The sequence below is a fragment of the Mycobacterium ostraviense genome (genome assembly GCF_002705925.1).
In the GTDB taxonomy this organism is placed as follows: domain Bacteria; phylum Actinomycetota; class Actinomycetes; order Mycobacteriales; family Mycobacteriaceae; genus Mycobacterium; species Mycobacterium ostraviense.
This window is the reverse complement of sequence record NZ_NKRE01000001.1, coordinates 1,903,930-1,917,612: the sequence shown is the minus strand read 5'-3', so window position 1 is coordinate 1,917,612 and position 13,683 is coordinate 1,903,930. Positions and strand designations below refer to the sequence as shown.

The following is a 13,683-nucleotide window of genomic DNA, read 5'->3' as shown; positions in this document are numbered from 1 at the left end:
CTTGCGGGAGGCGCCGGGCTGACCGCGGTCGCCACGATCGTCGGAGCCGCTGCCCGCCGCTCGCTGGCCGAACGCAGCGGCGTCGTCGAAGACCCTTACGCCGACGAGGATTTCGAGCGGCTGGACAGCGATCGCGGCCACGTGGTGACCACCCCCGACGGGGTGCAGTTGGCGGTGCGCGAGGCCGGGCCGATCGACGCCCCGGTGACCGTGGTGTTCGCCCACGGCTTTTGCCTCCGCATGGGCGCCTTCCACTTTCAGCGGATGCGGCTGGGCGAACACTGGGGCTCGCAGGTGCGGATGGTCTTCTACGACCAGCGTGGGCATGGCCAGTCCGGCGAAGCCGCACCCGAGACCTACACACTGACCCAGCTGGGCCAGGACCTGGAAACGGTGCTGCGGGCCACCGCGCCGCGCGGGCCGATTGTGCTGGTCGGTCATTCCATGGGCGGCATGACGGTGTTGTCGCATGCCCGCCAGTTTCCCGAGCACTATGGGCGCCGGCGACGGATCGTGGGGGCGGCGGTGATCTCCTCGGCCGCCGAAGGGGTGACGCGCTCACCGCTCGGCGAGTTCCTGAAGAACCCGGCGTTGGAGGCCGTGCGCTTCACCGCCCGCTCCGCGCCGAAGCTGGTACACCGGGGCCGCACCGTGTCCCGGTCGCTGATCGCCCCGGTCCTGCGCGCCGCGTCCTTCAGCGACCTGCAGGTCAGCCGGAGCCTGGACGCGTTCTCGCAGCGGATGATGAACGACACCCCGATCGCCACCCTGGTGGAGTTCCTGCAGGCCTTGGAAGTCCACGACGAAACCGCCGGGTTGTGGACGCTGCTGAAGGTCCCCACCCTGATTGCTTGCGGCGACCACGACCTGCTCACCCCGGACGAATACTCGAAGAAGATGGCGGCTTCGCTGCCGCAGTCGGAACTGGTCATCGTCAGCGGGGCAAGTCATCTGGCGCTGCTGGAGAAGCCCGACGCCATCAACGAGGGATTGATTCGGCTGGTCGACCGGGCTACTCCGGGGGCAATGACGTTGCGGTACCGGCAACTGCGAGAACGGTTCCGACGCCGTGGCTGAGCAGCAGAAACTGGAGCGCGTCGAGGACACCGTCGCCCTGGGAGCCCGGCTGGGTGAGCAGCTGCGGGCCGGCGACGTGGTGGTGCTCTCCGGTCCATTGGGCGCTGGAAAGACGGTGCTGGCCAAGGGAATTGCCGCAACCATGGATGTCGAAGGTCCGGTCACCTCGCCGACCTATGTGCTGGCGCGGGTACACCCGGCGCGCCGCCCCGGCCGTCCGGCGATGATTCACGTCGACCTGTACCGCTTGCTGGACCGGCCCGGTGCCGCTCTGCTCGGCGAGCTCGACTCACTGGACCTCGACACCGAACTCGACGACGCGGTGGTGGTGGTCGAGTGGGGTGAGGGCCTGGCCGAACGCCTTTCGCAGCGACACCTCGACGTCCGATTGGAGCGAGTCAGCCATTCCGACGTGCGGATCGCGACCTGGCAGTGGGTGTGTTCATGAGCCTCGTCCTTGCCATCGACACCGCGACCCCGGCCGTGACCGCGGGCGTGGTGCGCCTCGATGGCTTTGTCGCCGTGGCCCAGCGGGTCACCGTCGACGCGCGGGCGCACGCCGAACGGCTGACACCTAACGTGCTGGCCGCGCTTGCCGACGCGGCGCTGAGCATGAGCGAGCTGGACGCCGTGGTGGTCGGCTGCGGCCCCGGCCCGTTTACCGGGCTGCGGGTCGGGATGGCGACAGCCGCCGCCTATGGGGATGCGCTGCAGATCCCGGTGTACGGCGTGTGCAGCCTGGACGCCATCGGCGGCCATACCACCGGTGACACGCTGGTCATCACCGACGCACGCCGGCGCGAGGTGTACTGGGCGCGCTACCGCGACGGGGTCCGCACCGCCGGGCCGGCTGTCAACGGCCCGGCCGACGTCGATCCCGGGCCGGCCCGCGCCGTCGCCGGCTCGCCCGAGCACGCGGCGTTGTTGGGCCTGCCACGGTGTGAGCCGGTGTACCCGACCCCAGTCGGGTTGGTGCGAGCGGTGCGCGAATGGTCCGACAACCCGCCGCCGCTGATGCCGCTGTATCTGCGACGGCCGGATGCCAAGCCGTTGGCGGCTCGCGCATGACCGCCCACACCGAACCCGTCATCCTCGGTGCGCTGACGCCCGCCGAAGCCGGGCGGTGCGCCGAGTTGGAAGCGCAGCTGTTCGACGGCGACGACCCGTGGCCGGCGGTGGCGTTCGAACGAGAACTGGCCAGCGCGCGCAACCACTATGTGGGCGCGCGCAGCGGCGACGCCCTGGTCGGCTATGCCGGCATTTCCCGGTTGGGCCGCACCGCGCCCTACGAGTACGAGGTGCACACCATCGGGGTGGATCCGGCTTACCAGGGACAGGGCATCGGTCGCCGGCTGCTCAACGACCTCCTCGATTTCGCCGATGGCGGCGTCGTATACCTGGAGGTCCGCACCGACAACGAGGCCGCCCTCGCGCTGTATCGCAGCGTGGGTTTCGAGCAGATCGGCCTGCGCCGGCGCTACTACCGGGTCAGCGGCGCCGACGCCTACACGATGCGACGGGAGGCGCGCCGATGACCATCATCCTGGCCATCGAAACCTCTTGCGACGAAACGGGAGTCGGCATCGCGCGGCTCGAGGGCACGGGTGTTGGGGCCACGGTGACATTGCTGGCCGACGAAGTGGCCTCCAGCGTCGACGAGCACGTGCGCTTCGGCGGGGTGGTCCCCGAGATAGCCTCCCGGGCACACCTGGAAGCGCTTGGTCCCGCGATGCGCCGGGCACTCGCGGCGGCCGGTGTGAAACGACCGGACGTCGTCGCCACCACCATCGGCCCGGGCCTGGCCGGTGCGCTGCTGGTGGGAGTGGCCGCGGCCAAAGCCTATGCGGCGGCGTGGGGAGTGCCGTTCTACGCCGTCAACCACCTGGGTGGGCACCTGGCCGCCGACGTCTACGAATACGGCCCGCTGCCCGAGTGCGTGGCGCTGCTGGTGTCGGGCGGGCACACCCATCTGTTGCAGGTGCGGTCGCTCGGCGAACCGATCGTCGAGCTCGGCAGCACCGTCGACGACGCCGCCGGTGAGGCCTACGACAAGGTGGCACGGCTGCTGGGCCTGGGTTATCCGGGCGGCAAGGTGCTTGACGACCTGGCCCGCACCTGCGGCCGCGAGGCCGCGGAGATCCCCGTGTTCCCGCGCGGCATGACCGGGCCGGCCGATGATCCCTACGCGTTCAGCTTCTCCGGGCTCAAGACCGCGGTAGCCCGCTATCTGGAAAGCCATCCGGACTTCCGGCCCGCCGACGTCGCGGCCGGATTCCAGGAGTCCGTCGCCGACGTGCTGACCAGGAAGGCGGTGCGCGCGGCCACCGACCTGGGGGTGTCCACCTTGCTGATCGCGGGCGGCGTGGCCGCCAACTCCCGGCTGCGCGAGCTGGCCACCCAGCGCTGCGCCGAGGCGGGGCTGAGTCTGCGTATCCCCAGGCCCCGGCTGTGCACCGACAACGGCGCCATGATCGCCGCGTTCGCCGCGCACCTGGTGGCCGCGGGGGCGCCGCCGTCACCGCTGGAAGCGGCGACCGATCCCGGCCTGCCCGTAGTAACAGGGCAGGTGAGCTAGCCCGTTTTCACGAAATTGCCGTCATGGCTGTGGTTGGTGAGCGGATCGCAACCATGGCGGCAATCTCGGTGTCGGCGGCCTCCGCAACGCCAACACGCAGAAGCACCGGGGGGCCCTTGAGTGCTAGCACTCTCATGTATAGAGTGCTAGGTGGCAGTCGGACCGACCCCTGTTGCCGGCACCCGCGACGACGGCGCGAGGGCACGGAAGAATGCCGAATCACCTGGTAATTCGGACGGTTCCGGGGCAAGCCCCGGACCGACCGCCAACTCCGGTCCGGGCCTGAACCCGGACCCGACCCAATAGTGGAGGGCTCCAATCGTGGCGAAGGTGAACATCAAGCCACTCGAGGACAAGATTCTCGTGCAGGCCAACGAGGCCGAGACCACGACCGCGTCCGGTCTGGTCATTCCCGACACCGCTAAGGAGAAGCCCCAGGAGGGCACCGTCGTCGCTGTCGGCCCCGGCCGGTGGGACGAGGATGGCGAGAAGCGAATCCCGCTGGACGTCGCCGAGGGCGACACCGTCATCTACAGCAAGTACGGCGGCACCGAGATCAAGTACAACGGCGAGGAATACCTGATCCTGTCGGCACGCGACGTGCTGGCTGTCGTTTCCAAGTAACGAAAACCGTGTTCCGCCCCGGCGATCCCCGTGCTCGGCCACGGGTGATTTCCGGGGCGGCATGCGTAAAGGAGCCTGATGAGCAAGCTGATTGAGTACGACGAAATCGCGCGTCGCGCCATGGAGGCGGGTGCGGACAAGCTCGCCGACACGGTAAGGGTGACGTTGGGCCCGCGTGGTCGGCACGTGGTGTTGGCCAAGTCCTTCGGCGGACCCACCATCACCAACGACGGCGTCACCGTCGCGCGTGAGATCGACCTGGAGGACCCCTTCGAGAACCTGGGCGCCCAGCTGGTGAAATCGGTGGCCACCAAGACCAACGACGTGGCCGGCGACGGCACCACCACCGCCACCGTGCTGGCCCAAGCTCTGCTCAAGGCCGGCCTGCGGCTGGTCGCTGCGGGTGTCAACCCGATCGCACTCGGCTCCGGCATCGGCAAGGCCGCCGACGCGGTGTCCGAGGCGCTGCTTGCGGCGGCCACGCCGGTATCGGGCAAGGACGCGATCGCGCAGGTGGCAACGGTGTCCTCGCGTGACGAGCAGATCGGTGAGCTGGTGGGCGAGGCAATGACCAAGGTCGGCGCCGACGGCGTGGTCAGCGTCGAAGAATCTTCGACGCTGACCACCGAGCTGGAGTTCACCGAGGGCGTCGGCTTTGACAAGGGCTTTTTGTCGGCGTACTTCGTCACCGACTTCGACTCGCAGGAGGCCGTGCTCGAAGACGCGGCGATCCTGTTGCACCAGGAGAAGATCAGCTCGCTGCCCGACCTGCTGCCGCTGTTGGAGAAGGTCGCCGAAGCCGGCAAGCCGCTGGTGATCATCGCCGAGGACGTCGAGGGCGAGGCGCTCGCGACGCTGGTCGTCAACTCCATCCGCAAGACACTGCGAGCGGTCGCGGTGAAGTCGCCGTACTTCGGTGACCGGCGCAAGGCGTTCCTGCAGGACCTGGCGGCGGTGACGGGCGCCGAGGTGGTCAATCCCGACGCCGGCCTGGTGCTGCGGGAAGTGGGCCTGGAGGTGTTGGGCTCGGCCCGTCGGGTGGTGGTCAGCAAGGACGAGACCATCATCATCGATGGCGGCGGCGCTCCGGAAGCGGTCGCGGCCCGGGTCAATCTGCTGCGCGGCGAGATCGAGCGAAGCGACTCCGACTGGGACCGCGAGAAGTTGGGCGAGCGGCTGGCCAAGTTGGCCGGCGGGGTGGCGGTCATCAAGGTGGGTGCCGCCACCGAGACGGAGCTCAAGGAACGCAAGGAAAGCGTCGAGGACGCGGTCGCTGCCGCCAAGGCCGCGGTCGAGGAGGGCATCGTGGCCGGGGGCGGCTCCGCGCTGATCCAGGCCCGCCAGGCGCTGAAGGACCTGCGCGCGTCGCTGTCCGGCGATGAGGCGATCGGCGTCGACGTGTTCTCCGAGGCCCTCGCCGCGCCGCTGTACTGGATCGCTACCAACGCCGGGCTGGACGGCGCGGTCGCCGTCAGCAAGGTCAGCGAGCTGCCCGCCGGACACGGGCTCAACGCCAGCACGCTGACCTATGGCGACCTGGCCGCCGACGGTGTCGTCGACCCGGTCAAGGTGACTCGCTCGGCGGTGCTCAACGCCGCATCGGTGGCCAGGATGGTGCTCACCACCGAGACCGCAATTGTCGACAAGCCCGCCAATGCGGAGGAGCACGACCATCACGGTCATGGTCATCATCACCATCACTAAGCGAGCAGTGCGAAACGCCCCCGGTTTGGCGCCGGGGGCGTTTCGCTTATCTGGGCCCGTCACCCGCTGGGCGGCAGACTGGGCGTCGTTACGGTGCTGGTCGGCGTGGACGTGACGGTCGGGACGCTGGTGACCGTGACGGTGCTCGTGCTGGTGCTCGTCGACGGCGGCGGCACGACGGTCGTGGTGGTGACCGTGGTGACGCTCGGTGTGGCTGTGGAGGATGAGGTGACGGTGGGTACGGACGATGTAGTCGTCGCGGCCGCGGGGGCGATCACACCGCAGGCCACCCGCGTACCCGAATCACCGGTGGCCAGCGTCTCTTCGTCCGGACCCGGTGTGCCGTTCTTCTGGGTGTAGCGGGCGGGAGGGATATTGCCGAAGTTATCCGCGTCCTGGTGAATGATCAGCGCGGTGCCCGAGCCATTTCGCAGGTCCGCCGCGGTGAACGAGTTCGAGGTGGTGACGAGTTTCGCCGCGCCGTCGGAGCGCACCTCCAAAGAAGTCAGGTCGCCGCTGGCGGGATAACCAATGTGACCCGGCGCCTGGTAATGGCCCCCTGCGGAGTTGAAGTCGCCGGACGCGCCTCCCGTCGGCGCAACCGAATTGGCCTCGCATGTGCCCACCGAGTGGATATGGAGCCCGTGGAAACCGGGGGTCAGGATCTCGTTGGGGACCGTTTCTAAGGTCAGCGTCGCGAAGCCGTTGGCGAAATCGAAGGTGGCGTTGGCCACCGGAGTTCCGTCGGCGCTTTTCAACTGCGTGGTCAGCCGCTCGGTGCCGGGCGGCGGGGCCGTCAGCGGTGACGTATTGGGCTGGGCGGTGTTCTGGTTGGTGCACGCAACTATCGGTGCGATGGCCGCGGTAAACACCGCGACCGCACAGGCCGCAGGCCTTTTCAAGCCCTTCATGGCGTGCGCTTACCCGGATCAGCCGACGCCAAACCGCGGCTTCGGCACAGCGGTCAATACCCTGGGTACTTCTGGCAGATGCGCTCGGCGCCGTCGTCAAGGTTGTACTCGGAGAGATGCCAGTCCGCGTAGTCGTAGAGGTCGTCGGCGATCTCGCTGATGACGTCGCGAAGTTCCAGCGGTTCCAGCCATTCGCCGGAAATTGCGCCCACCCCGAGCGCCGCGCCCAGGAGGTTGCCGGCAATCGAGCCCGTCGAATCCGAGTCGCCGTCGTGATTGACCACCGGCACGACGCCGCGGTGAGGGTTTCGCCGTGGTCAGCGGACTCGGCGAGGATGCGTTTGGCCTCCGGCAGCGCTTCCGCCAGCGGTATTCCAAGGACCAGCTGGTAGATGAGTGCCGAGAAGCCCCCCGGCGACTAACCCGTGGGGTGGCCGTGTGTCAGGGCGGCAAGTTCGGTACCGATCCGGAATGCCGGCCGCGTGGTCGCATCGGGCCTTCGCGAGACGAACAGCCCCACCGGTGCCACCCGCATCACACCGCCGCAGCCCTTACTGTGGTTGTCCGCGGGCTCGCCGAGGCGGCGCATGCTGCGAAGCGCCGAAACGCAGGTATTGCCCGGCGCGCGTTGGCTGTGCAACCGGCGCTGCTGGTAGAGCCAGCCCGGCTGGCCTTCACCGAAGGGCTCACCGATCCCGACTCGGTGCACGGGAGTTTCACCCTGGGTGCGCAGCCACCGCAGGTAGGCGTTGGCCGTGACCCCGGTGCACGTCGACAAGCCCTTCATGCGTCCGCGGACCCAGTACCGCAGCAGCCGTTCGGCGGTGAACAACGTCATTTGAGTGTCGTCGGTGACCATGCCGATTCCGCCGTAGGCGGGCGCATACGCGGTGATCCCTTCCGGGCCGAACTGCGCCAGGATCTGCTCGCGGGTGTGGAATTCGACCGGCGCGCCCAGCGCGTCACCCACCGCCCCACCGAGCAGGCAGCCAACGAAGCGTTCCCGGTCGTTGACACTCATGCTCGCCCACGCTACCGCGATCCAGATGAGCCAGCCGCACCCCTCGTCATGCGCTCTGATCTGCTCGATTCCGTGGCAGCAGCACCCAGACGGCGACCGCCGCGGCCAGCGGTATCAGCGCCATGGCCAGGCTGGTGGTGCGCAATGCCGAGGCAATGAGCTCCTGGGTGTCTGCCAAAACCCGATGCGCCAAATCCGGATTGAGTGTGGCGAGGCCGCCGTTGTGGCCCCCGCCGTTCGAGCGCGACGCTTCCAAGGCGTTGGCGGCTTGGGCGGGAGAGATGCCCAAGCCGGCGAGCCGCTGCCGGGCTCGTGCGGCGTAGAACGTGGTGGTCAGCAGGGTCACAACGGTGGGACCCAGGGAGTAGAAGGATTGGCCGGCCCCCGGTTTGACCGCCGACACCGAGCCCTCCAGCCCCGGCGGGGCATAGCTCATCATGATGCTGGCCTGTGGGGGCTCAACCATGGCAACCCCGACGCTCAGCGTCACGACCCCCAAGCCGATCACCGGCAGGGATGTGCTCACCCCGAAGGTGGCGAACATGCAGCTGGCCAGGGTGAGCAGTCCGAGACCCCACAGCATGGTGGTACGTGCCGAAGTACGCAACATCATGCGACCGCCCATGACGGCCGCGGGTGCTTGCACCGCGGCGGCCAGAACCAGCAGTAGGCCCAGCACCGTCGGTGAAAACCCGCGGACCACGGTGGTGTAGTAGCCCAGCAGGAGCACGCGGCCGGCCAAGAGGAAGTTGAAGGCCAATCCGGTGATGACCGCGGCGTTGAAGGGGCCGGCCCGGAAGATCCGCAGGTCCAGCGCCGGCTGGTCGGTGTGTTGCTCCCACCAGACGAAGAAGACTCCGGCGGCCAGGCCGATCAGCAGCGGCGGCATGGCCGCGCCAGGGCCATGAGCGAGGCGCGACAATCCGTAGACGAGGCTGACCATCATGAGGCCGGCTGCGCCGATGCCGGGGTAGTCGATCCGGCGGCCCTGGATGCGGAATGTCTCGGGGACGAACCGCAGCGTGATGGGGATGGTGATCAACGCCGCGGCCGGGGCAACAACCAATGCCCAGCGCCACCCCAGCGACTCGACCAGGATGTCGCCGATCAGCGGTAGCGGCGCGCCGGCCAGGAATGCCGTTCCGAGGAAGAGGCTGATGGCCTTGCCTCGCTGTGCGGGCGGGAAGGTGGCGTTGATGATTGCCAGGGAGAGCCCCAGCAGAAAGGCGAAACCCGCACCGGTCAGCGCACGGGTGATCATCAGGATCACCGCGTTGGGCGAGAGCGCAGCGAGCAGACCGCTGACGATCACGCCGGCCAGCCCTAGGAGATACATCCGGCGTTTGCCGTAAATGTCGCCCAGCGTGCCGGCGCCGAGGATGGTCGCGGCCAGAGTCAGCGTGGCCAGACTCGCGGTGAATCCGGCGGCGGCGGTACTCATATGCAGGCCCTCGCGCACCGGCACCAGGCTGCTGGAGAAGATGGCCGGGTCGGCACCGGTGATGGCGAAGCCCAGACCCATGGCCAGCACGGTCATCCATTGGGCGAACGTCAGCTTGTCCTGGGACGACCGGGTTTGCGTGTCGAGCGCGGTCATGGGGTTCCTCCGTTTTGACGTGTGGGGTGGGTCGGGTTAACCGGCGGCGGGCGAGCCGACGATCACGAAGCGCTGCGCAAGGCCGTATCGGGATGCGGCGGCGCTGCTCGAATTGGCGCCTCTGCCCGCCGCTGGCAGACCGCCCAGCATGGGGGCTGCGGCATCCGGTGCAATCTGGGAAGTGGACGCTAGCCCGGTGTTCGGCAATGCCGTGGCGGCGTGGCTGATATTCGGGGCCGCAGCGCCCCAACTGTGTGGTACCGACAACGCCCCGATCGAACCGGCCCGGCCCATACCCGCCGACACCATCCCGGCGCGGCCCAGACCCGGCATCTTGATCGGAAAGCTGGTGGCCGCCTGCGCCAACGGTCCCGCGGCCTGTGCTGCGACCTGCCCCATCGACATGAACGACCTCAGGACCGACGTGATGGACATCGTCGCCGACGTACTGCCCATGACGACCTCGACCGGGGTGAGCATCCCTTCTTCCACCGTGACCACCCCGGCGATCAACGGACGGGTGGCGAACCACTTCAGCAACGGCGGCACGGTGCTGATCAACTGTGACAACTTCACCGCGTTGCTGACGGCGGCTTGACTGGCCGTCCGGCCGACCGCGTGCGCGACCTCCGGCGCTACGGCGAACGGGGTCAATCGGGTTGCGGCCGCCGCGGCGGCGGCGTAGCCGTACATCGCGACGGCGTCTTGGGCCCACATCGTGGCGTAGTGGGCCTCGGTGGCCGCGATCGCCGGAGTGTTCTGGCCCAGGACGTTGGTCGCTACCAGCGCCATCAGCAGCGCGCGGTTGGCCGCGATCTCCGCCGGCGGCACCGTCATCGCGAACGCCGCATGGTAGGCGGCCGCGGCTGCGGTGGCCTGCCCGGCGGTCGCCTCGGCCTGCCCTGCCGTGACGTTCAGCCACGCCAGGTAGGGGGCCGTCGCGGTCGCCATCGCCACCGATGCCGCACCCTGCCAGGGCCCGCCAACCAGCCCCGAGATCACCGACCAGCACCGGGCGGCGGTGGAGTACAACTCGGCGGACAGCCCGTCCCAGGCCGCCGCCGCAGCCAGCAGCGGCCCGGAACCGATCCCGGCATACATGCGCGCGGAGTTGATCTCCGGCGGCAAAGCTGCGTAGTCCATCGCTGCCCCTCGCTCAGCCGACCGCAGTGGAGTTGGCGGCTTCGGCGGCGCCGTACGAGGCGGCGCTGGTGCCCAACGCGGTCACCAACTGGTCGTGAATGGCCGCGGCGTGGGCACTGATCTCCTGGTACAGGACGGCGTGCGCGGCGAACTGAGCGGCGATCAGTGCGGAAACCTCGTCGGCAGCGGGTGGCGCCACCGCGGTGGTCGTGGCTGTCGCGGCCGCGTTGTGCGCGTTCATCGCCGAGCCGATGCCCAGCAAATCCGCCGCCGCGGCCACTAGTTCCTGCGGCTGGGTGGTCACGAAAGACATGGGCTTACCTCCCTCTGAATTGATCTATGAGCTGGTCCCTGAGCTGGCCTGTGCCCGCCAAGTGCTCTCTATGATCGGGACCACAGCACCGCCGCCCAAGGGCGAAATGACCCAACCCACCTCGATGGATGGTGCAAAAGTGTGCGCACACCGCGCGATCGGCGCCGACGTGGTCGCCGCCCGCGGATGCCCAGGCCTGTGCCCACGCCCCTGCGGTGTCTGGTTCCGGTTGCAGGAATCCTCGGACTTCGTGGTCACCCTCGATGCGGCCTGTCCGGCCGCGGCCACCAATCCCGTTGCACCGCTTTGCGATTCATTAAAGTTACATCGCCCACCGCGCGGCGCTAGGGTGATTTCCGGTTCTTACCGGAATCCGTGCCACTACCCAGGGCTCATGGCAAGGACCCCAAATATGTTGGCTTGCTGAGCACTATCGGCCCCACCCGAGTGCCGGTCCCGGCACTGTCGGCCACGCGTTGTTCCGCAGTGCGCCCTGCCGTCGCTGCGTCCCTGCGCCCGAACGGCGGCGTCGTGGCTGTCCGGCCAAGCTTGGCGCGCAGCTTCGATAATGTGAATCGATTGTTTTCGACGTCGTAGAAAAACCGCACCGGCCGGAACGTCAAATACACCAGCAGCAGAATGACCATTGTCAGCAGCGCGGTCCAGCTCTTGACGCCGTGAGCCTTTGTTGTCCTGGTATAACGCGTGATATATCGGTAAAAGTCGCGTACCGGAGCTTCCAACCGCCGACCCGATATGCCTGCGGTCATTGCCGGCTCATAGGCAATCTCGAAGTCATTCTTGAACAGCGTCAGGGCAAGATCGATATCTTCGTGCAGTTGATCCTCGAGATCTCGATGGGCCAGCTGACGGACCGCCCGCCACGCCGAGTTGCGGATTGCCATGTTGGCACCCAGGAGAAACCGCTGATCCGTTGAGTGGCGCCGCAAGTAGCTGCGAATCCGGTGGTCTCCCCAGAAACCCAGTCTTCGGAAGGGCATGTCGTGGTAGAAAACCGGACCGGTCGCCGCGTCCACGGCAGGCTCGGTAAATCGGCGGCGAATTGTCTCCACCCAGTCAGTGGCGATGACGGTATCGGCGTCGATGCGGCCGATGACATCGCTGCGCGCATGGTCGAATCCATGGTTGCGCGTCGGGATGAGCCCCTGATGCTCATTCTGTTCGAGCAGGCGAATGTTGAGCTGCCGGTGGTGTCTTTGATATCGGCGCACCACCGCCAGGGTATCGTCGGTCGATTTGTTGTTCACCACGATGATCTCGTCGGGCGCGGATGTCTGGGCGATACATGATTCCAGGCATCTGCCAATCAGAGTTTCCTCGTTATAGCACGGGATAACTATTGCTACCGACGGCCGCTGCGATATGACGCCCGGCCGTATTTCCGCGATATTTGGCGTTCGAGAGGCCGGCAGCAGTCCGCCGCGGTAGTCATCCCGTCCGCGTGTCAATACCAACTGTGGAGCGTTCACGGCATCTTCCTAACCAATAGCGATCTTGCCGAGATCAAGCAAATTGCTGGTCGCTTCCAGGAACTGGTCGTTTTCGTGCGGCAATCCAGCGGAAACGCGTAGATAGTGCGATAAACCCACGTCGCCGAGAAAGATGCCAGCGTTTGCATAGGCTTCCCAGACTGCATGCGCATCATCCAATTTCCCCAGGAGAAAGAAGCTGGTGTCGCTATGGGGAATATCGAATCCTGCCAGCTGAAGGGCGGTGACCATCCGATCACGTTCCAGCAGAAGCTCGGGAACCTTGGCCAGGATCTCGTCGGCGCGATCAATGATCACCGCTGCCGCAGCTTGTGTCATCGATGACACGTGGTACGGAAGTCGTGTTGCGAGCAGCGTATTGATAATGTTCGGGGCAGCCATCATGTAGCCTAATTTGCCGCCGGCGAAAGTGAACGCCTGGCTCAGGGTCCGGCAGATCGCAATCTTGTCCGGGTACCGGTGGATGAGCTCGACCGCACTGTCTTTGGTTGACATTTCGATGAAGGCCTCGTCGATGACGAGTATTCCGGACCCTAGCCGGGCCAGCACTTCCTCGAACATGTCCATACTGAAGCTGTCGCCCGTGGGATTGTTCGGATTCGCAATCACCACGACATCGGGCTGGCATCTTTCGATGGCGGTGAGGGCCGCGTCTATGTCGCGCTGCGGAAAAGCCCGGGACGGCACGCTCCGCCATTGGGCGCCGACCGCTTCCGCGATCACTGGAAAGTATCTGTACGACGGCTCCAGCCCCAGTGCGGTTCCCCCCGGCCCGGCAAATGCGCGAAAGATCTGCTGCAATATTTCGTTGCAACCATTGGCCACCCAGATGTTTTCAGGCGTCACCGGGATACGCGCGTGATTGGAGACGTATTCGGCCAATTTCGTCCGTAACACCGTGGCGTTACTGTCGGGGTAGCCGTTGATGGCTGCGATTTGGCCTCGGACCGCTTCGATAACCGCGTTCTGGATGTGCGGGGCCAACGGGTACGGGTTGACCGGACAATGCAGGCCGATCCCGCCGTATCCGAGTGGGGCCGGAACGGGACGCCTCAATATTTGATCTCGGTCCGGCGGCGTCGTCGAACCGCCAGGATGGTGCAGTGGAAGTGATGTGGTTTTCATTTTTCCCCATATTGGAATACTCGGCGGCGGTCGGAATAACTTCGGTGGCGGAGCGGCCGCCATCACACAATGAGCGCTCGTC

The 13,683-nt window shown here is 66.9% G+C and carries 15 protein-coding genes; 7 read left to right on the top strand and 8 right to left on the bottom strand.

Annotated features, from left to right (window positions below):
* The first annotated feature begins 18 nt into the window (after positions 1 to 18).
* The 7 genes from CDN38_RS08595 to groL all read left to right on the top strand — a co-directional run bounded on the left by CDN38_RS08595 (position 19) and on the right by groL (position 5,980).
* Entirely contained in the window at positions 19 to 1,077 is a 1,059-nt protein-coding gene (locus CDN38_RS08595) for an alpha/beta fold hydrolase (RefSeq protein WP_408633062.1), read from the top strand.
* Complete coding sequence (gene tsaE, locus CDN38_RS08590; protein ID WP_063470004.1) at positions 1,070 to 1,525, top strand: tRNA (adenosine(37)-N6)-threonylcarbamoyltransferase complex ATPase subunit type 1 TsaE; 456 nt, start codon at positions 1,070 to 1,072, stop codon at positions 1,523 to 1,525. Before CDN38_RS08595 ends, tsaE begins: the two co-directional genes overlap by 8 nt.
* Positions 1,522 to 2,145 carry a tRNA (adenosine(37)-N6)-threonylcarbamoyltransferase complex dimerization subunit type 1 TsaB gene (gene tsaB, locus CDN38_RS08585; protein WP_075510932.1) on the top strand — a complete coding sequence of 208 codons (624 nt, stop codon included), beginning with the start codon at positions 1,522 to 1,524 and terminating at the stop codon, positions 2,143 to 2,145. Before tsaE ends, tsaB begins: the two co-directional genes overlap by 4 nt.
* On the top strand, positions 2,142 to 2,612 hold the full coding sequence (gene rimI, locus CDN38_RS08580; protein ID WP_075510933.1) for a ribosomal protein S18-alanine N-acetyltransferase: 471 nt from the start codon (positions 2,142 to 2,144) through the stop codon (positions 2,610 to 2,612). The genes tsaB and rimI overlap by 4 nt, the downstream gene beginning before the upstream one ends.
* Positions 2,609 to 3,652: a tRNA (adenosine(37)-N6)-threonylcarbamoyltransferase complex transferase subunit TsaD gene (gene tsaD / locus CDN38_RS08575; RefSeq protein ID WP_075510934.1), complete on the top strand. Its 1,044-nt coding sequence runs from the start codon at positions 2,609 to 2,611 to the stop codon at positions 3,650 to 3,652. The genes rimI and tsaD overlap by 4 nt, the downstream gene beginning before the upstream one ends.
* Before the next feature lie 321 nt (positions 3,653 to 3,973).
* Positions 3,974 to 4,276: a co-chaperone GroES gene (groES, locus tag CDN38_RS08570; RefSeq protein WP_003418028.1), complete on the top strand. Its 303-nt coding sequence runs from the start codon at positions 3,974 to 3,976 to the stop codon at positions 4,274 to 4,276.
* A 78-nt stretch (positions 4,277 to 4,354) separates the two neighbouring features.
* Positions 4,355 to 5,980, top strand: coding sequence for a chaperonin GroEL (gene groL / locus CDN38_RS08565; protein ID WP_075510935.1), 1,626 nt, complete (start codon positions 4,355 to 4,357; stop codon positions 5,978 to 5,980).
* A 59-nt stretch (positions 5,981 to 6,039) separates the two neighbouring features.
* On the opposite strand, the gene sodC is transcribed toward groL, so the two are convergent.
* From sodC to CDN38_RS08530, 8 genes are all read right to left on the bottom strand, one after another.
* Entirely contained in the window at positions 6,040 to 6,882 is an 843-nt protein-coding gene (gene sodC / locus CDN38_RS08560; protein ID WP_075511022.1) for a superoxide dismutase[Cu-Zn], read from the bottom strand.
* A 62-nt stretch (positions 6,883 to 6,944) separates the two neighbouring features.
* Positions 6,945 to 7,181, bottom strand: a complete 237-nt coding sequence (locus CDN38_RS32940) for an ADP-ribosylglycohydrolase family protein (RefSeq protein ID WP_408633008.1) — start codon at positions 7,179 to 7,181, stop codon at positions 6,945 to 6,947.
* 128 nt (positions 7,182 to 7,309) lie between these two features.
* Positions 7,310 to 7,912, bottom strand: coding sequence for an ADP-ribosylglycohydrolase family protein (locus tag CDN38_RS32935; protein ID WP_408633007.1), 603 nt, complete (start codon positions 7,910 to 7,912; stop codon positions 7,310 to 7,312).
* A gap of 46 nt (positions 7,913 to 7,958) precedes the next feature.
* A complete protein-coding gene (locus CDN38_RS08550) occupies positions 7,959 to 9,509 on the bottom strand; it encodes an MFS transporter (RefSeq protein ID WP_082277143.1) in 1,551 nt (516 codons plus the stop codon).
* 36 nt (positions 9,510 to 9,545) lie between these two features.
* Positions 9,546 to 10,652, bottom strand: coding sequence for a PPE family protein (locus CDN38_RS08545; protein WP_075510936.1), 1,107 nt, complete (start codon positions 10,650 to 10,652; stop codon positions 9,546 to 9,548).
* 13 nt (positions 10,653 to 10,665) lie between these two features.
* A complete protein-coding gene (locus CDN38_RS08540) occupies positions 10,666 to 10,965 on the bottom strand; it encodes a PE family protein (protein ID WP_075510937.1) in 300 nt (99 codons plus the stop codon).
* 392 nt (positions 10,966 to 11,357) lie between these two features.
* A complete protein-coding gene (locus CDN38_RS08535; protein ID WP_082277144.1) occupies positions 11,358 to 12,455 on the bottom strand; it encodes a glycosyltransferase family 2 protein in 1,098 nt (365 codons plus the stop codon).
* Positions 12,456 to 12,464: 9 nt separating this feature from the next.
* Positions 12,465 to 13,601 carry an aminotransferase class I/II-fold pyridoxal phosphate-dependent enzyme gene (locus CDN38_RS08530; RefSeq protein WP_161951636.1) on the bottom strand — a complete coding sequence of 379 codons (1,137 nt, stop codon included), beginning with the start codon at positions 13,599 to 13,601 and terminating at the stop codon, positions 12,465 to 12,467.
* Positions 13,602 to 13,683 lie beyond the last annotated feature (82 nt).